This is a genomic window from Rossellomorea sedimentorum (assembly GCF_046237645.1).
GTDB lineage: Bacteria > Bacillota > Bacilli > Bacillales > Bacillaceae_B > Rossellomorea > Rossellomorea sedimentorum.
This window is the reverse complement of sequence record NZ_CP143546.1, coordinates 3,087,834-3,106,774: the sequence shown is the minus strand read 5'-3', so window position 1 is coordinate 3,106,774 and position 18,941 is coordinate 3,087,834. Positions and strand designations below refer to the sequence as shown.

General features: G+C 44.5%; 20 protein-coding genes and 1 other annotated feature. Of the genes, 17 read left to right on the top strand and 3 right to left on the bottom strand.

What is annotated here, in order from left to right; genetic code table 11:
- The first annotated feature begins 114 nt into the window (after nt 1-114).
- The 14 genes from V1502_RS15395 to V1502_RS15330 all read left to right on the top strand — a co-directional run bounded on the left by V1502_RS15395 (nt 115) and on the right by V1502_RS15330 (nt 12,501).
- Nucleotides 115-1,119: a rod shape-determining protein gene (locus V1502_RS15395; RefSeq protein WP_409251516.1), complete on the top strand. Its 1,005-nt coding sequence runs from the start codon at nt 115-117 to the stop codon at nt 1,117-1,119.
- A 234-nt stretch (nt 1,120-1,353) separates the two neighbouring features.
- Nucleotides 1,354-2,232, top strand: coding sequence for a rod shape-determining protein MreC (gene mreC, locus V1502_RS15390; RefSeq protein WP_409251515.1), 879 nt, complete (start codon nt 1,354-1,356; stop codon nt 2,230-2,232).
- On the top strand, nt 2,229-2,747 hold the full coding sequence (mreD, locus tag V1502_RS15385; protein ID WP_409251514.1) for a rod shape-determining protein MreD: 519 nt from the start codon (nt 2,229-2,231) through the stop codon (nt 2,745-2,747). Before mreC ends, mreD begins: the two co-directional genes overlap by 4 nt.
- 304 nt (nt 2,748-3,051) lie before the next feature.
- The gene (gene minC / locus V1502_RS15380; protein ID WP_409254364.1) at nt 3,052-3,732 is read left to right on the top strand and encodes a septum site-determining protein MinC; all 681 of its coding nucleotides are present in this window, start codon (nt 3,052-3,054) and stop codon (nt 3,730-3,732) included.
- 1 nt (nt 3,733) lies between these two features.
- The gene (gene minD / locus V1502_RS15375; RefSeq protein ID WP_409251513.1) at nt 3,734-4,537 is read left to right on the top strand and encodes a septum site-determining protein MinD; all 804 of its coding nucleotides are present in this window, start codon (nt 3,734-3,736) and stop codon (nt 4,535-4,537) included.
- A 777-nt stretch (nt 4,538-5,314) separates the two neighbouring features.
- Nucleotides 5,315-6,085, top strand: coding sequence for a peptidoglycan DD-metalloendopeptidase family protein (locus V1502_RS15370; RefSeq protein ID WP_409251512.1), 771 nt, complete (start codon nt 5,315-5,317; stop codon nt 6,083-6,085).
- On the top strand, nt 6,078-6,944 hold the full coding sequence (locus V1502_RS15365; protein ID WP_409251511.1) for a M50 family metallopeptidase: 867 nt from the start codon (nt 6,078-6,080) through the stop codon (nt 6,942-6,944). Before V1502_RS15370 ends, V1502_RS15365 begins: the two co-directional genes overlap by 8 nt.
- Before the next feature lie 97 nt (nt 6,945-7,041).
- Nucleotides 7,042-8,499, top strand: a complete 1,458-nt coding sequence (locus V1502_RS15360) for an Rne/Rng family ribonuclease (protein WP_409251510.1) — start codon at nt 7,042-7,044, stop codon at nt 8,497-8,499.
- Between the two features lie 404 nt (nt 8,500-8,903).
- Nucleotides 8,904-8,985, top strand: a sequence feature (ribosomal protein L21 leader region).
- Nucleotides 8,986-8,998: 13 nt separating this feature from the next.
- Nucleotides 8,999-9,307 carry a 50S ribosomal protein L21 gene (rplU, locus tag V1502_RS15355; RefSeq protein WP_006838655.1) on the top strand — a complete coding sequence of 103 codons (309 nt, stop codon included), beginning with the start codon at nt 8,999-9,001 and terminating at the stop codon, nt 9,305-9,307.
- Between the two features lie 12 nt (nt 9,308-9,319).
- The gene (locus V1502_RS15350; RefSeq protein WP_409251509.1) at nt 9,320-9,655 is read left to right on the top strand and encodes a ribosomal-processing cysteine protease Prp; all 336 of its coding nucleotides are present in this window, start codon (nt 9,320-9,322) and stop codon (nt 9,653-9,655) included.
- 12 nt (nt 9,656-9,667) lie between these two features.
- The gene (gene rpmA, locus V1502_RS15345) at nt 9,668-9,958 is read left to right on the top strand and encodes a 50S ribosomal protein L27 (RefSeq protein WP_409251508.1); all 291 of its coding nucleotides are present in this window, start codon (nt 9,668-9,670) and stop codon (nt 9,956-9,958) included.
- Nucleotides 9,959-10,135: 177 nt separating this feature from the next.
- Nucleotides 10,136-10,660, top strand: coding sequence for a Spo0B C-terminal domain-containing protein (locus tag V1502_RS15340; protein WP_409251507.1), 525 nt, complete (start codon nt 10,136-10,138; stop codon nt 10,658-10,660).
- 64 nt (nt 10,661-10,724) lie between these two features.
- Nucleotides 10,725-12,017: a GTPase ObgE gene (gene obgE, locus V1502_RS15335; RefSeq protein WP_409251506.1), complete on the top strand. Its 1,293-nt coding sequence runs from the start codon at nt 10,725-10,727 to the stop codon at nt 12,015-12,017.
- Nucleotides 12,018-12,045: 28 nt separating this feature from the next.
- The gene (locus V1502_RS15330) at nt 12,046-12,501 is read left to right on the top strand and encodes an ACT domain-containing protein (protein WP_409251505.1); all 456 of its coding nucleotides are present in this window, start codon (nt 12,046-12,048) and stop codon (nt 12,499-12,501) included.
- Between the two features lie 247 nt (nt 12,502-12,748).
- Here the strand turns inward: V1502_RS15330 and V1502_RS15325 are convergent, their stop codons facing one another.
- Both V1502_RS15325 and V1502_RS15320 read right to left on the bottom strand, forming a co-directional pair.
- Nucleotides 12,749-13,288 carry a transcription repressor NadR gene (locus V1502_RS15325; protein ID WP_409251504.1) on the bottom strand — a complete coding sequence of 180 codons (540 nt, stop codon included), beginning with the start codon at nt 13,286-13,288 and terminating at the stop codon, nt 12,749-12,751.
- Between the two features lie 30 nt (nt 13,289-13,318).
- Nucleotides 13,319-14,455: an IscS subfamily cysteine desulfurase gene (locus tag V1502_RS15320; protein ID WP_409251503.1), complete on the bottom strand. Its 1,137-nt coding sequence runs from the start codon at nt 14,453-14,455 to the stop codon at nt 13,319-13,321.
- Between the two features lie 121 nt (nt 14,456-14,576).
- On the opposite strand from V1502_RS15320, the gene nadB reads away from it, so the two are divergent.
- From nadB to nadA, 3 genes are read left to right on the top strand one after another with little or no spacing between them, the layout of a single operon-like run.
- A complete protein-coding gene (nadB, locus tag V1502_RS15315) occupies nt 14,577-16,166 on the top strand; it encodes an L-aspartate oxidase (protein WP_409251502.1) in 1,590 nt (529 codons plus the stop codon).
- Nucleotides 16,135-17,028, top strand: coding sequence for a carboxylating nicotinate-nucleotide diphosphorylase (gene nadC, locus V1502_RS15310; protein WP_409251501.1), 894 nt, complete (start codon nt 16,135-16,137; stop codon nt 17,026-17,028). Before nadB ends, nadC begins: the two co-directional genes overlap by 32 nt.
- Complete coding sequence (gene nadA / locus V1502_RS15305; protein ID WP_409251500.1) at nt 17,000-18,106, top strand: quinolinate synthase NadA; 1,107 nt, start codon at nt 17,000-17,002, stop codon at nt 18,104-18,106. The genes nadC and nadA overlap by 29 nt, the downstream gene beginning before the upstream one ends.
- A gap of 332 nt (nt 18,107-18,438) precedes the next feature.
- On the opposite strand, the gene V1502_RS15300 is transcribed toward nadA, so the two are convergent.
- Entirely contained in the window at nt 18,439-18,915 is a 477-nt protein-coding gene (locus V1502_RS15300; RefSeq protein ID WP_409251499.1) for a tetratricopeptide repeat protein, read from the bottom strand.
- Nucleotides 18,916-18,941: the final 26 nt, after the last annotated feature.

Sequence of the window (18,941 nt, the reverse complement as noted above, 5' to 3'; positions counted from 1 at the left end):
TTGTGATGGTTAGGCTATAATATTGTTTATGATTTTTGGAAGCTTAAATATATAGGGAAAGATCTTATATAGATTGGAATGAACCCATTCCGTATTAGAAAGGGAGATACAACAATGTTTGGTACAAAAGATCTTGGAATAGATTTAGGAACGGCTAACACACTTGTATATGTAAAAGGAAAAGGAATCGTCGTCCGTGAGCCTTCAGTGGTTGCTTTGCAGACCGACTCAAAGCAAATCGTTGCTGTGGGGAACGACGCTAAAAATATGATCGGAAGAACACCGGGGAATGTAGTGGCCCTGCGCCCGATGAAAGACGGTGTCATCGCTGATTATGAAACAACTGCTACGATGATGAAATACTACATAAAACAGGCGACAAAAGGAAAAGGATCGTTTTCCCGTAAGCCTTATGTAATGATTTGTGTTCCGTCGGGCATTACAGCGGTTGAAGAACGTGCAGTCATCGATGCGACCCGACAGGCGGGCGCAAGAGATGCATATACGATTGAAGAACCTTTTGCGGCGGCAATCGGCGCTAACCTTCCTGTATGGGAACCGACCGGCAGCATGGTCGTTGATATCGGGGGTGGAACAACGGAGGTTGCGATTATATCCCTCGGCGGAATTGTGACGAGCCAATCGATCCGTGTCGCAGGTGATGAAATGGATGAAGCCATCATCAATTACATCCGCAAAACGTACAATCTTATGATCGGCGACCGCACTGCTGAAACGATTAAAGTTGAAATCGGCTCTGCCGGAGACTCTGAGGGTGTCGATACTCTTGATATCCGCGGCCGAGATCTATTGACAGGGCTTCCGAAAACCATTGAAATCACAGCAGAGGAAATTGCAGCTGCCCTTAGGGATACGGTATATTCAATCGTGGATGCAGTTAAGAGCACACTTGAAAAAACACCACCGGAACTGGCGGCAGACATCATGGATAGAGGAATTGTTCTCACTGGAGGCGGGGCACTCCTTCGCAACCTGGATAAAATTATCAGTGACGAAACCAAAATGCCTGTCCTGATTGCAGAAAACCCGCTTGATTGTGTCGCCATCGGTACAGGTAAAGCCCTTGATCATATCGATTTATTTAAAAACAAAAAATAAGTAGAGTTAACTAAAGATGGGGCTGCACTCATTGAAGGATATCGTGAGCAGTCCCTTCTTATTTGTGTAAATTGGTATAAGTATCCGTTCAGTCAGTGGCCCTTCTGGACGGGCTTTCTTTAAAAGCCTCTTTTTCCTTTTTGCGAAAAATGGTAGATTAAGTAGTGTGCTTGTGTATTAATATATAGATTTAACCAAGACAGAAAATAAGTGTAAAAGATAGAGGTGTCTTACATGCCCCGCTTTTTTTTGAATAAACGATTGATCATCCTTCTTGTCAGCATCATCGTGCTGGTGGCATTGATAGGATATTCTGTTCGTGAGAGGGATAATATATCCTGGCCGGAACAGTTCGTAGGAGATATTGTTGGATTCGGGCAATCCCTTGTGTCCAAACCGGTTGGAGCTATTGCCGGTTTCTTTGAAAATGTGAAAGATCTTCAAAATACTTATACTGAAAACCAGAAACTGAAATCCCGTCTGGAAGAGCTTGTGAAATTGGAAACAATGGTAAAAGATCTTGAACAAGATAATGATGAACTGCGCAGCATTTTGGATAAGCAAGAAAATTTAAGGGACTTTGACTCCATTCAGGCAACCGTCATTGCGAGGAATCCCAGCCAGTGGGAGGATTTACTCATAATTGATAAAGGAAAAGTTCAAGGCGTACAAGCCAATATGGCTGTCATCACTTCTCAGGGTCTGATTGGAAAGGTGAAAAGCGTCAAGCAATTCTCTTCTACCATTGAACTGCTCAGCAACAAGAATCCGAATAACAGGATTTCTGCCCTGATTCAAGGAGATGAGAACGTTATCGGTTCCATTGAAGGGTATGATACGGACAGGGATCAGCTGCTGGTCAAACGTATCCCGAATGATATGAAGGTCGAAGAAGGAGCCAAAGTCATCACTTCCGGACTTGGCGGCGTCTTTCCGAAAGGGCTTCCAATCGGGGAAGTGAAGGAAGTCGTTCCCGACCAATATGGATTGACACAGACTGCATATGTTGAACCGACAGCTGATTTGTATCATCTCGAACACGTCATTGTAGTGGACAGAAGCAAGGTGAGCATTGACCTGGAGGAGCCGGCAGAAGCGGAGGGTGAAGAATGAAGAAACTTTTCCTTCCGTTCATCGCCTTAATCTGTTTTTATGGATCAAGCTTGCTTGTAACGTACCTGCCTATGGGTGTGTTTAATAGTGATAGAGTTCTTGTACCTCATTTTCTGATCATTTTCATTTTGCTTATGAGTGTTTATTATCATAATGCGTCAGCAATGCTATATGCTTTTATCTTTGGTTTCTTATATGATTCCTTTTTTACAGAAGTCCTGGGCGTGCACTTATTCATCTTCCCGTTTGTCACGTTCCTGACTTCCAGGATGATGAAAGTATTGCACAGCAACTTGTTGGTTACCAGCATCGTCATTCTATTGAATTTGTCGATTTTGGAATTTCTCGTTTATGAAATCAACTTGCTGATCGGCAAGACCGACTGGGCCATTGCCATGTTTGCCGATCTGCGTCTATGGCCGACTCTTGTACTGAACGCAGCCTTTTTAATTATTTTTTCTTATCCATTAAAATCACTTCTTATGAAGCTTCAAAAAGAAAGGCTGGAAGACTGAAAATAGTCTTTTGTCTCAAAGACGTAATCTAAAGGATGAAGGTATAGACTAAGGAGCCAAGGCAAAGTATTGCCTCACCTCTTATCTAACCTGGAGGTTAACAGCTGGATAGTTTAAAATCGTCGGCGGAATCCAGTTGACAGGAAAGGCCAAGGTAACGTACTAATATAATCCTCTTATCGGATTAAGCCTGCCGGTCAGGTGTCAGTAAATTTGCAACAATAATAATAAAATAACTTTTGAAAAAGAGGAAACGAGCATGCATTTGTCGAATTTAATGACGACTGAGGTGAATTATTCCGACATGAAAAACAGGCAAAATGTTATGATAAAAGGCACAAAAGATGGACTTACCCTTCACCTGAATGATCAGTGTTCTTTTGAAGACCTGAAAAAAGAACTGAAGGATAAGCTGACGGCCCAATATCGTCAAACTGAGGGCACTCCTCTTATTACCGTTAAAATCCAAGCAGGAAACCGATATTTGACTTCTCGGCAGAAAGAGGAGCTGAAAGAGATAGTAAGCGAGAAACGCAATTTGTCAGTTCACGAGATTTCAAGCAATGTCGTGACGAATGAAGAAGCGTTAAAGATGAAAGAGGAAAGCGAAATACATACCATCGCCGGTATCATCCGTTCCGGACAAGTGGTTGAAGTGCCGGGAGATCTGCTGATCATTGGGGATGTCAATCCTGGCGGGACTGTTAAAGCAGCAGGCAACCTCTATGTGATGGGCTCCCTTAAAGGAATTGCCCATGCTGGGTATATGGGGAGTCAGGAAGCGGTGATTGTCGCTTCGCAGATGACACCTTCCCAGCTTCGCATTGCGGATTGCCTGAACAGGGCTCCTGATCATTTTGATAAAGAAGAAGGACACGAGATGGAGTGCGCTTACATAGATGATTCAAACCAAATCGTGATAGACAGATTACAAGTTTTAAAACATCTTAGACCTAATATTACTAGTTTTAAAGGGGGACGCTAATGTGGGGGAAGCGATAGTAATTACTTCAGGTAAAGGCGGTGTAGGGAAAACGACTACATCGGCAAATGTTGGTACGGCATTAGCTCTGCAAGGGAAAAAAGTTTGTTTAGTGGATACTGATATTGGACTGCGCAACCTCGATGTTGTCATGGGGCTTGAGAACCGCATCATTTATGACCTAGTGGATGTTGTGGAAGAACGCTGTAAAATCCATCAGGCTCTTGTGAAAGACAAACGCTTTGATGATAAGCTCTTTCTGCTTCCTGCAGCGCAGACAAGCGACAAGTCCGCGGTTTCTCCTGCACAGATGAAAAAACTGATTGAAACACTGAAGCAAGACTATGATTATATTATTATTGATTGTCCTGCGGGAATTGAGCAGGGATATAAAAATGCCGTTGCCGGTGCTGACCGGGCAATCGTAGTGACGACTCCTGAAATTTCCGCTGTCAGGGATGCCGACCGTATCATCGGTCTGCTGGAGAAAGAAGATATTGAACCGCCTAAACTGATCATCAACCGAATAAGGACTCATATGATGAAGAGCGGGGAAATGCTGGATGTCGATGAAATCACTACCCATTTATCCATTGATCTGATTGGGATCGTGGCAGACGATGATAATGTTATTAAATCCTCTAACAGGGGAGAGCCGATCGCCATGGATCCAAGCAGCAAAGCGGCCATTGCCTACCGCAATATCGCCCGCAGAATCCTCGGGGAATCGGTTCCGCTGCAATCCCTTGAAGAGGACAGGCAGGGTGTCTTTACTAAGTTGAAAAAGTTTTTTGGTGTTAAAGCTTGATAGATTTTTTAGGGCCGGACTGCATAAGCAGCCCGGTTTTTTAGTTTGTAAGTGTCGTAATTTTTTTCTTAGGGAGCGCTAGGTAGTTTATAGGTGCGTTGTTTGATCGTTTGTTGATGCCAGGCGCAAAGGAAGCAAGATGCATCATTTTTGGGTTAAAATGATGCAGGTGAGGGGAACGCAGTAGGTCATTAGCTCTCCAACTTTAAAATGAAGCCATGCGCTTGTCCCGTGCGGTAGGTTATTAGCGCGCCAACTACAAAATGAAGCCATGCGCTCGTCCCGCGCGGTAGGTCATAAGCTTTCCAACTACAAAATGAAGCCATGCGCTCGTCCCGCGCGGTAGGTCATAAGCTTTCCAACTACAAAATGAAGCCATGCGCTCGTCCCGCGCGGTAGGTCATATGCGTACCAACTACAAAATGAAACCACGCGCGGTAGGTCAAATGCTCTCCAACTCTAAAATGAAGCCATGCGCTCGCCCAGCGCGGTACCTCATTTGCTCTCCAACTTGAAAAGAAAGCCATGTGCTCGGCCCACGTGGTCCCTCATTTTATTTCTTGCTTACCAGGATAAATTTTGTGAAGTGTGGCTGCATCTCTTGAACTTCTTTTTAACAAAGTCTTATAAAAGACCCTTATCAAAGACATATTTTCAAAGGACAAGTCATACATTGATTCCAAAAGGGACTTGTACTACAGGAGGTCTTCATGGGGAGTCAATACGATATAGACGCCTGGGTATACACGTTCCGGCATACAAAAGGGGAATGGTATTATGGGGAATCGAGCGGATGAAATCAGAAAGCGCATAGCTAAGAGAAAGCGAATGAACAGTTATACCCCTACTTCATCCAGGAGTATGCTGCTGCCATCGGATGAGGAGAGGTATGGGGGAGAACGGTTTTCTTCTTATGAAGGAGGTCCTTCAGAAGGAGGGCATCCGCTGTTTAGCAAGGAGCTTTTCATCCTCAAAATCCTTGGGACCAGTGTACTGGTGCTTTGTACGGCTATTTTGTTTCAAAACCAGGTGCCCGGGTTTGACAAAGCCCGTTCCTATGTGGAGAAGACCATGTCGAATGAGTTTCAATTTGCTGCGATTTCCACTTGGTATGAAGACCAATTCGGAAAACCGCTAGCGCTGCTTCCCGCGGGTAAAGAGAGCAGCCAAGCAGGCACGGCTGAAACAGTTGAGTATGCTCTTCCTGCGTCCGGAAAGGTAGTTGAAAACTTCAAAAGCAATGGTCAAGGAATCATGGTGGAAACGGGCAAGGGAGCTAAAGTGGAGGCGATGAAAGGCGGGCTGGTCATTTTTGCTGGAAAGAAATCTGACCTTGGTCAAACGGTGATTATTCAGCACGATGATAAGTCTGAATCCTGGTACGGCCACCTGAACACCATTGAAGTAACACAATATGAGACCGTCAAGGCAGGGGGTCCTGTCGGCACGGTAACGGATGAAGAAAACTCTGCAACCGGGGAATTTTATTTTGCCATCAAAAAAGAGGATGCTTTCATCGATCCAATCCAGGTGATATCTTTTGAATGAATTCATGAAGCTGCTGAAGAAGATATACATTCATCCGCTGCTATGGGCGGCGGCTGGCCTGGCAATACTTACCGCCCATTTTACAGAGTTGATCATGCTTTTTATCATCATTTTTATACATGAGTTGGGACATGGAGTCACGGCTCATGTTTTTTCTTGGCGAATTAAGCGGATTTCACTTCTTCCCTTTGGCGGTGTAGCAGAAATGGATGAGCATGGTAATAGGTCATTGAAGGAAGAGCTGTTTGTGGTGGCCGGGGGGCCTCTTCAGCATCTTTGGTTGATGGGGCTGGGGAAGCTGCTGTATGATGCCACTCTTCTCTCTTCTTATCACTTTGAGCTTTTCATTCAATTGAATTTAATGGTCCTTCTATTTAATTTGCTTCCGATCTGGCCTTTGGACGGAGGAAAACTGCTGTCCATCTGTCTCGGCTACAAGCTTACATTCATCCATGCCTATCAGTGGACATTAATCCTTTCCTTTGCCGCCCTGCTTCTGTTTCATGCTGTCGTTCTCATGACAGCTCCCTTCCACCTGAATCTTTGGATCATCCTTTCTTTTCTTTACTTTTCGTTATGGGTGGAATGGAAACAGCGTAAGTTTACCTTTATGCGATTTTTATTGGAACGTTATTACGGGAAAAGTGGAGACGTGCGGGATTTGAAGCCGCTTGAAATCAATGGGGAAGAAACCATTTACTCAGGTCTCGAGAAATTTCACAGAGGGTTTAAGCATCCGCTTATTGTCTTTATTGACGGAAAAGAAGCGGGCAAACTTGATGAGAATGAAGTTCTGCATGCTTATTTTACCGAAAAGATGACGACTGCCAAATTCCGGGACCTCCTGTATTTATATTGAAACGTTTGCGAAATGCTTCTTTCCCATATTATGATTAAAAGGCTAACGAAGATGGTTAGCCTTATTCTAGTTGTAAGGCGGAAAGAGGAGCGGTTTAATGAACAAAATTATTGTCAACGCACTGGGAAGGGAAAAAAGATGGGTCCGTCTTCGTGATGGGATAATGGAAAGTTTTCATGTTTATCAACCGGAAAAAGAATCGATTGTAGGAAATATATATTTAGGAAGAGTGGATAAAGTCGAAAAAGGGCTGAACGCTGCTTTTATCAATATTGGAGAAACTAAAAATGGTTTTTTGCATATAGATGATCTGGCAGACTATCTGTCGATGGAAGAAACCGAACGAAAAACAGCTGAAATAAGCAGGCTGCTCCATCAAGGGCAAAAATTGATCGTGCAGGTGAAAAAAGATCCTGCGGGTACCAAAGGGCCGAGACTCACAGGCGTGATTGAACTCAAAGGGACCTCAATTGTATATCTGCCCCACGGAAGGTATACCGCTGTATCCAAGAAAGCTTCCAGTGAAGAACAAAAAAAGAAATGGCGGCGCTTCGGTTCAAGAATAAAAGAAGAACAGGAAGGCATTGTCTTTCGGACAGCTTCACTTAAGAAAAGTGAAACAGCCATCAAAAGTGAATATCTGGAACTGAAAAAACAATATCAAGAGCTATATCATTCTTCTCTAAATAGAAAAGCTCCCTCTTTACTTCATCATCAGGATAGTATGAAAGATGACATTCTAGAGGAAATAAAAAAGGTCAAACAAACTGAGCTTGTCGTCGATGACTTTGCATGGAAGAATGATTTCAAGGAATTCTTACATAACAGTGGAGTCAGCCTCGACGGAGAAGTCAGCCACTTCCAAAGTTATGAGAACATCTTCGGCCACTATCGGGTGGAAGCGCAGATTGAAAAGGCGATGAAAAAGGTGGTCTGGCTTGAGAATGGAGCCACTATCGTCATTGAACCAACGGAAGCATTAACCGTCATCGATGTCAATACAGGTAAATTTACAGGAAAGAGCGACCTGTCCCAAACTGTATTGCAAACGAATGAGCTCGCAGCCAAAGAAATAGCCAGACAGCTGAAAGTCAGGAATCTATCCGGCATCATTCTTATCGATTTCATAGAAATGAAAAACGAACAGCATCAAGCAGAAGTGGTAGCTTCCTTAAAGGAAGGCCTCAAAGAAGATGGAAAGCGGACAACCATCGTCGGGTTCACGGAATTGGGCATCCTTCAACTGACCAGGAAGAAAACGAAACCGCCATTGCTTGAATATCTCAGCTGCCGGTGCCCCGTGTGCATCGGCAGCGGAACCATTCAAAGTGCCGAATCAATGGCCTACAAGCTTGAGAGGGAGTTATATGAGCTTTATCCTGCAGACGAAGATAAAGTCATCATAGAAGCCACAGAGGACGTCCAGAAAGTCTTCAAGGGAGAGAGCTCCCGTTACCAACAAGAGATGGAAAAAGCCATTAAAAAGAAGATTGAGTTTCAAAATGTTAAAAAAAGCCATCCTTTTTATAAAGTCAAAAGGCTGGAGAATTTGTGAAGCTGGATATAAATAAAGATTCAAGTAACCAAGGTTGTTTTTTGACCGGAGCGGAAGGCGGGTGACCTCCTGCGGGACTAGCGTGACGTCTAGTTCCAGCGCCAAGCCCCTCGGGGTCAAATAACCCGAAGAGAATAAAAGGGAAGATCGCCTTTTTTCTCTTCGGAACATTTGCCCGTCGGGGCTGAATGTGGCGCTTCCACTTTTGATGACAGGTGAGACCCCGCAAGCGCAGCTGAGGAGGCTCACCGCCCGCCCCGCGGAGTCACACCCCTGCAGCGCAGGCCAAAAAACCTTTAATGCGTAGTTATATAAGCGTTTATAAAACAATTTAATTCCCACAAAATCTATTGACACCATTCTTCGATATATGATAGGATTCTTATGTTATAGTTTTTGTAGCACCCGTGCTACAACCGCTCAAATCAGGCCATAAGCTTTTGTTGAATAACAAAACGCCTGTACTTGGCGAGTCTGAGTTTATAAGGAGGTGCCATTCATGTACGCAATTATCGAAACTGGCGGAAAGCAAATCAAAGTAGAAGAAGGACAATCCATCTACATTGAAAAGCTTGCAGGAAACGAAGGCGAAACAGTTACTTTTGACAAAGTACTTTTCGTAGGTGGCGACAATGTAAAAGTAGGAAGCCCATTGGTTGATGGAGCTACTGTTACAGCTAAAGTTGAAAAACAAGGCCGCGCTAAGAAATTAGTCGTTTTCAAATACAAGCCGAAGAAAAATTATCGTCGTAAGCAAGGTCATCGTCAACCGTACACTAAAGTAACGATTGACAAAATCAACGCGTAAGGCGCTTGAAAGATGATCAAAGTTTACATCACTAAAGATCCTGGAGGAAGAGTTTCCTCTTTTTCCATGGATGGTCATGCAAATTTTGCGCAGAATGGTCAAGATATCGTTTGTGCCGGAGCATCGGCTGTATCCTTTGGTGCCCTTAACGCGGTCATGTCACTGACCGGGGTTCAACCCGAGATTGACCAGTCGCCTGATGGGGGTTACCTTCACTGCGAATTCCCGGCAGACCTGCCGGAAGAAACAGAAGAAAAGGTCCAGCTGCTCGTACAAGGGATGATTGTCTCTTTACAAACGATTGAACGTGATTATAGCAAGTTTATAAAAATTACCTTCAAAGCGTAGGAGGTGGAACACATGTTAAGATTAGATCTTCAATTTTTCGCATCTAAGAAAGGGGTAGGTTCGACTAAAAACGGTCGTGACTCTATCGCTAAACGTCTTGGTGCAAAACGTGCTGATGGTCAAATGGTTACTGGCGGATCTATTTTATACCGTCAACGCGGTACTAAAATTTACCCGGGAGTTAACGTTGGACGCGGCGGTGACGATACTTTATTCGCTAAAGTTGACGGAATCGTACGTTTCGAGCGTATGGGCCGTGACAAGAAAAAAGTCAGCGTATACCCTGCAGCTAAAGAAGCTTAATGCTTTTTAAAGAAAACTCTAACCGTGTATGCGGTTAGAGTTTTCTTATTTTATGGAGGGGTAGCCCTGACAAATACAGTCGATTCTTGTCTTTTTATCACGAATATTTTCCGTTCCCTTATCCTTTTCTGATATACTACAAGTAAGAAAAGTCCGAACTTTACAGGGAGTTTTATAATGAATAATGAATGGAACCTGGTAGAGGCATTGAGACATGCCCGCCATGACTGGATGAATAGATTACAATTGATCAAAGGCAATATGGATTTAGGAAGAATCGACAGGGCCAGGCAGATTATCGAAGAAATTGTGGCAGAAGCCCAGAATGAATCAAAGCTCTCCAATTTGAGGCTGCCGAAATTTTCCGAATGGATGTTGACGTACAACTGGCAGACTCATTTCATTAAATTGGAGTTTGAAGTTCTTCAGGCAGAAAAGCATACTATTGATGATGACTGTCTTTATGAATGGTTTAGCGGATTGTTCTCTGCTCTTGAAAATTCGGTTAAACCCTATGAAGAAAACAATATGGTCGTAACCATCAGGATTTGCCAGAATGAAGCACGGTTTGAATTGGATTTTAATGGGATAATAGTAGATAGAGAAAACCTGCAGAAATGGATTCATCAGCAAAGCCTGACTGTAACCCTGCATACACTGAACACTGAAGGATTGTTAATGTCCCTGAGCATAGATACATAACCCAAAGAGACAGAAATAAGCGAAAGCGTATTCCTGTGTCTCTTTTTAAAGGAGTGAAAAATAAATGTTTGTCGATCAGGTCAAGATTTATACAAAAGGCGGCGACGGAGGCAATGGAATGGTTGCTTACCGCCGTGAAAAATACGTCCCGGATGGTGGTCCGGCGGGCGGTGACGGAGGCAATGGCGCCGACGTAATATTTGAAGTGGACGAAGGACTGCGTACGCTGATGGATTTCCGTTATCAGCGTCACTTTAAAGCCCCTCGCGGCGAGCATGGGATGAGCAAGAATATGCACGGCAGAAATGCAAAAGACATGGTGGTCAAAGTTCCGCCGGGTACCATCGTAAAAGATGACGATACAGGTGAAATGATTGCAGATTTGACTGAGCATGGCCAGAGAGCCGTCATTTCAAAAGGCGGACGCGGAGGAAGAGGAAATACGCGCTTTGCTACACCTTCCAACCCTGCTCCGGAGTTATCGGAAAAAGGGGAACCAGGTCAGGAACGATATGTCGTGCTTGAATTGAAACTTCTTGCTGATGTCGGACTTGTAGGTTTTCCAAGCGTAGGAAAGTCGACCCTGCTGTCCATCGTTTCAGCTGCCAAGCCGAAAATCGGTGATTATCACTTTACAACCATCGCTCCCAACCTGGGAATGGTGGAAACAGAAGACGGACGCAGTTTCGTCATGGCTGACCTGCCAGGATTGATTGAAGGCGCCCATGAAGGTGTTGGTCTTGGCCATCAATTCCTTCGCCATATTGAGCGTACGCGTGTTATCGTGCACGTCATTGACATGAGCGGCCTTGAGGGAAGGGATCCTTACCAGGACTACCAGACAATCAACGCCGAATTGGAAGCATACAACCTCCGTTTGACGGAACGTCCGCAAATCATTGTGGCCAATAAAATGGATATGCCGGAATCAGAAGAAAACCTCAAGAACTTCAAGGAACAATTGGAAGAGGACTATCCTGTATTCGGTATCTCAGCTGTTACCCGGCAAGGCCTGCGGGACCTGCTTTTTGCGATAGCAGATAAACTTGAGGAAACACCTCAGTTTGCGATGTTCGAAGAAGAGGATGAAGAAACGAAAGAACAGCGTGTCCTGTATAAGCATGAGAAAGCCGAGCAGGAATTCATCATTACCAGAGAATCCGATGGCACATTCGTTGTCAGCGGAGCCAAAATAGAAAGACTCTTCAAAATGACGGACTTCAGCCGTGAAGAATCTCAAAAGCGATTCGCGCGTCAACTGCGCACGATGGGAGTCGACGAGGCATTGAGAGAAAGAGGAGCCAAAGACGGCGATACAGTCAGACTGCTTGAATTTGAATTTGATTTCGTCGACTGATTAAGCTTTGTAATTGGGGGAACCAGCCTTGCGAAAAAAAGCACAGGACGGAAAGTTTTATCTTGTCAGGGAAGATGTACTGCCTGATGCCATGAAAAAAACTTTACAGGCCAAGGAACTGCTCGAGAGGGGCAAAGCGGACTCTGTCTGGGAAGCTGTCCACAGCATCGATTTGAGCCGGAGTGCCTTTTATAAATACCGGGACACTGTTTTTCCGTTTCATACCATTGTGAAAGAGCGGATCATCACCTTAATTTTTCACCTGGAAGATCGTTCCGGTACCCTCTCTTATCTTCTCGGGGAAGTGGCCAAAACGGGCTGTAATATTCTCACGATTCACCAGACGATCCCGCTCCAGGGAAGAGCGACTGTCACTCTTTCCCTCAATATTGCGGAAATCACGGTAGATATTGAGGAAATGTTGAACAGCTTAAGAAAACTGGAATTTATAGAAAAAGTAGAAATGCTGGGCTCTGGAGCCTAGCATTTTTTTTGATGAAAGAAAAAGTGTAACTCTTCGATAGGATATGAAAGTCGACGACAGGATACTCTGCCTCGGCGATAGAAGTACAAAAGTCGTTGATAGACTATGCAAAGTCATTGATAGAGTGACCAAACTCTTCGATAGAAACTTAGCAATACCTTAATAAGACCTTCCTCCGAAGTTGCCAACACTACAACGAATTCAAAGCGCAAAAAAGGACACCCATTAACAGGGCATCCTTCAAGGATCAAGATTCGATTAAGAAACCTGCGTCGTTTAAAGCTTTCTCTGCCTCTGCCATGACCTTTTCACTCGGTGCTGAAATGGTGTGAAGGTGAATGCCGTCTGTCAGCTCAGAGAGGTAAGAGGCATTGGTTTCCTTTATTTTATTCATGAATTGCTTGACTTCGTGGCGGTTGGATACCATGATGGAGGCGGTAAGGTCTCCGTACACTTTATGTTCAATCCGGACATCCTTCACCAGTATCCCATGGTCGACAAGGAGGTTCAGTTCCTCTTCAGTCCTCTCGGGTGTATGTTTGCAGGCGATGGTTTTTTCTACCGTTCCTTCAGGCTGTTTCCGCTGCAAATACAAGTACCCCTGGCTTGTGGCGATGATCGGTTCTTCCCTTGCTTTTAGCAGGGTGATATCACTGACGATGACCTGCCGGCTGACATTCGTGAATTTTGCAAGGTCCCCTCCGGTAATTGGAATTCCTTCTTCGCGAAGTTTAGAAAGAATAAGATTTCTTCGTTCTTCTCCAAGTATTTTTTTGCCTTTTGACATAGAATTACCCCTCTCAATTGAAACAAAAAGCTATTGTTCACAGTGTAATTTTGAAATATCTGCAAGAGCCTGTACAAGCTCTGTAACATCCTCTTTTACGGTATGTTTCCCCATTGAAATCCGAATGAATTCTTTTCCTCTCTCTATTGAAAGTCCAAGGGCGTTTACGGTTTTAGAGATGGCTTGCTGACCAGTCTGGCAGGCACTCCCGGTTGAAATGCCAAACCCTCTTCTATTACATTCTAACATGACCCACTGGCCCTGTAGTCCTTTTATGCACAAGCCGATGACTTGAGGCAGTTGATTCTCCTTGGGTGCTTCCACTATCAGGACGGAATCCCCCAATGCCGATTTGATATTGTTTATAAACAATTCCCTAAGCTCTTGGAATCTTGTCTGCTGAGAGATGTCACAGACAGTCCCGGCAGCGGTGACAAAGGAGGCGATTCCAGGTGTATTAACTGTGCCGCCCCTCAACCCGCCTTCATGTGACTGATTGGGAAATATCGACCGGGCGGCATGTTTAGGATGGATATATACTGCCCCAACTCCTTTGGGGCCATATATTTTGTGGGCCGAGATAGATAAGCTGTCAACCATAGCAGCAATTTCTTTGATATCTGTTTTTCCAAATGATTGTACCATATCAGTATGAAAAAGGATTTTTCTGCTTTTGATTAATTCGGCTATGCCGGCAATATGTTGGATAGAACCGATTTCCCCGTTTGCATGAGCCATAGAAATTAGAATTGTATCCTTTGTGATGGCTTTATCCAATTGTTCCAGTGAAATCAATCCGGTTTTTGTAAAAGGCAGCTTCGTGATTTGGAATCCCTGAGTTTCAAGATAGCCCATTGCTGAATGAACGGATGAATGTTCTGCGACTCCGGTAATTATATGTTTTCCCCGATTTTGGTTTTCAAGCGCGAGCGAAAGTATGCCGAGATGATTGGCTTCAGTTCCTCCGGAAGTAAAATAGATCCCTTGAGAAGAAACTCCGAGAATATCCCCGAGGGTCTTCCTGCACTCCTGCAGAAGATCGCCCGCTTTTGTTCCAATATCATGAAGGCTGGAGGTATTGCCGTAAAAGTTTGCTGCGGCCTCCACATAAACGTTGAGGGCCTCTTCGTCTATAGGAGTGGTGGCTGCGTAGTCAAAATATTTCATGTACTATTCCCCTTTTTGGATTTTCGGAAGAATGACCGATATGAAAAAACTCTTGTCATTAGTTTAAATATGTGTAAATATATGTGTCAAGACACATGTAATCATTCTGGAGGAGTCCCTAGTGAAAAAAGCAGATGTAATTATTATTGGAAGTGGAATTGCAGCTTTGCAGACAGCGCGGGAGTTAAGTCCGGAATTAAATGTGATAGTTATCACAAAGGGGAAAAGACGGGAAAGCAATTCATATATGGCACAAGGGGGCGTCGCTGCAGCTATTGCGTTAGATGACAACATAACAAAACATTTTCAAGATACACTGGAAGCCGGGAGAATGCACCATTTGGAGGAAGAGGTAACTTCCCTTGTGAAAGAAGGACGGGATATTGTCATGGAGCTTGTGAGAGAAGGAGCTCCCTTTGACCGAAATGCTGATGGATCTTTGAGCTTGGGCATGGAAGGGGCCCACTCGGCAAAACGCATTCTTCACTGCGGGGGAGATGCGACAGGCAGGTATTTAATGGAATTTATTTTGAAAACCCTTTCAACCAACACTCGCTGGACTGAAGGGCAAACGGTGTTTGAATTAATACTCGACAGCAATGGAGCATGCAGAGGGGTCAAGACTATAGATCAATTAGGAATTGTATATTTCTATGCTGCACTGCATGTCGTCCTGGCAGCCGGGGGAGCTGGCGGGGTGTACTCCTCTACATCCAACCATCCTACTGTAACAGGCGATGGCATGGCACTGGCTTTCAGGGCCGGAGCATATATTGCGGATGCCGAATTCATACAATTTCATCCCACGCTTCTTTTTGTGGAAGGCAAGACGAAGGGATTGGTGTCAGAAGCGGTTAGAGGCGAAGGAGGCCGGCTCATCAACGATGCAGGAGAAGGGGTCATGGATGGGTTTCATCCCCTTAAAGATCTGGCTCCGCGGCATGTAGTCGCAGAACGTATATTTGAACTTAGAAAAAAGGGGATAAATGTATTTTTATCTATCAATCTCATAAAAAACTTTGAAGAAAAATTCCCATCCATCACAGCACTATGCAGAGAGAATGGTATTGACCTATCCCTTGGGAAAATCCCGGTATCACCTGGCTGCCACTTTATGATGGGAGGGGTTGTGATTGATTCTGTCGGCAGGACTAATGTCGAAGGGCTTTATGCTGTCGGAGAGGTCGCATGCAGCGGAGTTCACGGGGCAAACCGCCTCGCAAGCAATTCCCTGCTGGAAGGGCTCGTATATGGAAAAAGGCTCGCTCATTGGATCAACGGTCAAGCGAGACAGTCCTTCCCAATAATGTTAAAAGATTATGAGGACAAAAAGCCCAATGAAAAGAAACTACTCAACACGTTTGATGTGAAAGAATTCCAGAAGCGGATGATGGAGTCTGCAGGAATCATTAGAGAAGGAGCCAAACTTAAGAAGCACTTGGATTGGCTTCATTCCTTAGCATTTAATCTTGAAGAAAATCTTGATGACCTGCATCCACATGATATTCAAAAGTATTTTATGTGGATCAACAGCATGATAGTGACGAAGGCTTCCCTTTTAAGGACCGAGAGCAGAGGAGGGCATATCCGAAGTGATTATTACGAAGAAGATGATCGGTGCTGGCTGAAGACAAGGATCATGCATGCATTAGAAAACGGAGAGATGAGGACGTGGGTGGATGAACAAGTTAAAACTAAAATCAATGCTTGAACAATTTTTCCTTGAGGATCTGGGAGATGGAGACATGAGTTCACAAGCTTTATTCTCAGAACGGGATGGGAGTACTTTTCATTTTATTGCCAAAGATACCGGAGTATTTTGCGGCAGGGAAGTCATCCAAGCAGGTTTTAGCATCATGAATCCGAATATCAAGGTGCACACACATGTGGCGGACGGTGAAGTGGTTGAGCCGGGGATGGTAATAGCTGAGGCGACGGGACCAGCAGCCGACCTTCTTCAGGCTGAACGAGTAATTTTGAACCTGGTCCAGAGAATGAGCGGGATTGCAACACAGACTGCAGAGATCGTCACCCTGGTAAACAATCAACAGGTACGAATTTGTGATACCCGTAAAACAACACCGGGGCTCCGCATGCTCGAAAAATATGCAGTAAGGTGCGGGGGAGGATTTAATCATCGGAGTGGATTGTATGATGCCGTCATGCTCAAAGATAACCACATTGCATTTAAAGGGTCGATTTCAAGTGCGGTAAAAGAGGTGAAGGCCAAGCTGGGACACACAGTAAAAATTGAAGTGGAAGTTGAAACCCGGGCAGGGCTGCGTGAGGCCGTTGAAAGCGGTGCAGACATTATCATGTTCGATAACCGGACGCCTGAGGAAATTGCCGACTGGCTGAAGGATGTGCCGCCCCATATCATTACGGAAGCATCGGGCGGAATCACAAAGGAAAATATAACAGCCTATGCCGGAACGGGTGTGCAGTATATCTCGCTCGGATTCCTGACACACACCGTTAACGTGCTTGATATCAGTGCTAAAGTGTTGAATGCACAAGGAATGATACCAGAGGGGGGAAACCAAAATGAGTTTATTACAAGCATTAAAAAGTAATACGTATTTACTTCCTGAAAAGTACAGGCAAATGTCCTATGAGGAAATGGAGAAAAGAGTAAGGGACATCAAAGCTCAACTGGGTAAAAAGCTGTTCATTCCCGGCCATCACTACCAAAAGGATGAAGTTATCCAATTTGCCGATGTAACTGGTGATTCACTTCAACTCGCACAAGTGGCAGCAGCTAACAGTGAAGCGGAGTATATCGTGTTTTGCGGAGTGCATTTCATGGCAGAGACCGCCGATATTCTCACCAATGATAATCAAAAAGTGATACTTCCTGATATGAGAGCGGGTTGTTCAATGGCTGACATGGCCGATATCCATCAAACAGAAAGGGCATGGGAGCAGCTTCAAAGACAATTCGGCGACACGATCCTGCCGCTGACCTATGTGAATTCAACCGCAGCCATTAAATCGTTTGTAGGTAAAAATGGAGGAGCAACAGTGACCTCCTCAAATGCCCATAAAATGGTAGAGTGGGCTCTTCAGCAAAAGGAAAGGATTCTATTCCTTCCAGACCAGCACCTTGGAAGAAATACAGCCGCCGATCTCGGAGTACCTCTGAATGAAATGGCGGTCTGGGATCCCATCAAAAATGAGTTGTATCATAAAGGAGACGCAGAACGGATTAAAGTCATCCTCTGGAAAGGACATTGTTCGGTCCATGAAAATTTCACATTGAAAAACATTGTGGAAGTCCGGGACCAGTATCCCGAAATGAAAATCATCGTCCATCCGGAATGCCGAAGGGAGGTCGTCGAAGCATCGGATGACAACGGCTCGACCAAATATATTATAGAAACCCTCAAGAGTGCCGAACCGGGGACCTCATGGGCGATCGGAACGGAAATGAACCTGGTCAAAAGACTGATCAATGAACATAGAGATAAGCACATCATTTCCTTGAACCCCCATATGTGCCCTTGTTTAACCATGAACCGGATTGACCTGCCACACTTATTATGGTCATTGGATAATATTGTAGAAAAAAATCCGGAAAACATCATCAAGGTCAATAAAGAAGCGGCCGATAATGCCATTCTTGCGCTGGACCGCATGCTGGCAAGAGCATAAAACACCAAGGGTCATCCTGGTAGTCAGATGTACTATAGGACTGACCCTTATTTGATAACGATTCATCTCTCGGCTTAGTGGAAGAGCCAGATATTTAGGATCTATAAAAATGAAACATTTTAATTAGTCCAGGTTTTCCTGTGGTTCTCAAAAGTGGTCCATTCCAATGTTAAATGAAAATGTATCGTTGGGTTCTGTAAAAACAGTCCATTCCTGAAGTTAATAGTCCAAACTTCAGGTGAGTCATCAACAAAACGGCCCGTTCCAAAGAAAAATAGACCCAAGTTTTCAATGGCTATTAGAGATTCCAAAGGTTAAAAACCTCACCCTCACTACTTCCAGACTCCATCAATATCCTCACTGTAAAATGCCAGTGCTTTTCCATATTTTTTGAGCCACTTATCTGAGGAATTCGAGTTAAGGGTCTTAAGCAGCAGCGTAAAAGATTCTTTATGCTCTCCTAAATTATAAAGAGTCATGGAGTAAAATACGTTCAGCGCCGGATTATCCGGGAACTCAGCCAGCCCGTCCTTCAGTACATCCCTGGCAAATGGATACTCACCTATGCATCTGTAGCTGCTGCCTAACTGAATAAATGCAGCCTCACGCATCTCTCCTTTAATTCCGTTTTCAAGCGCACGCCGGTAATAAGGAATGGCCATACTTTCAAACCCCATGGAATCATTTACCGCCCCGCAATAAAAATTCACCCGCGGATCTTCCGGAGATTCACTGACCAGTTTTTCCAGCAGAACTTTCGCTTCTTCATATTCCTTCTTGTTCAATTTATCCATTGCCTCTGACAGCATAGTAAGTCCCTCCATTCCCTTAATGA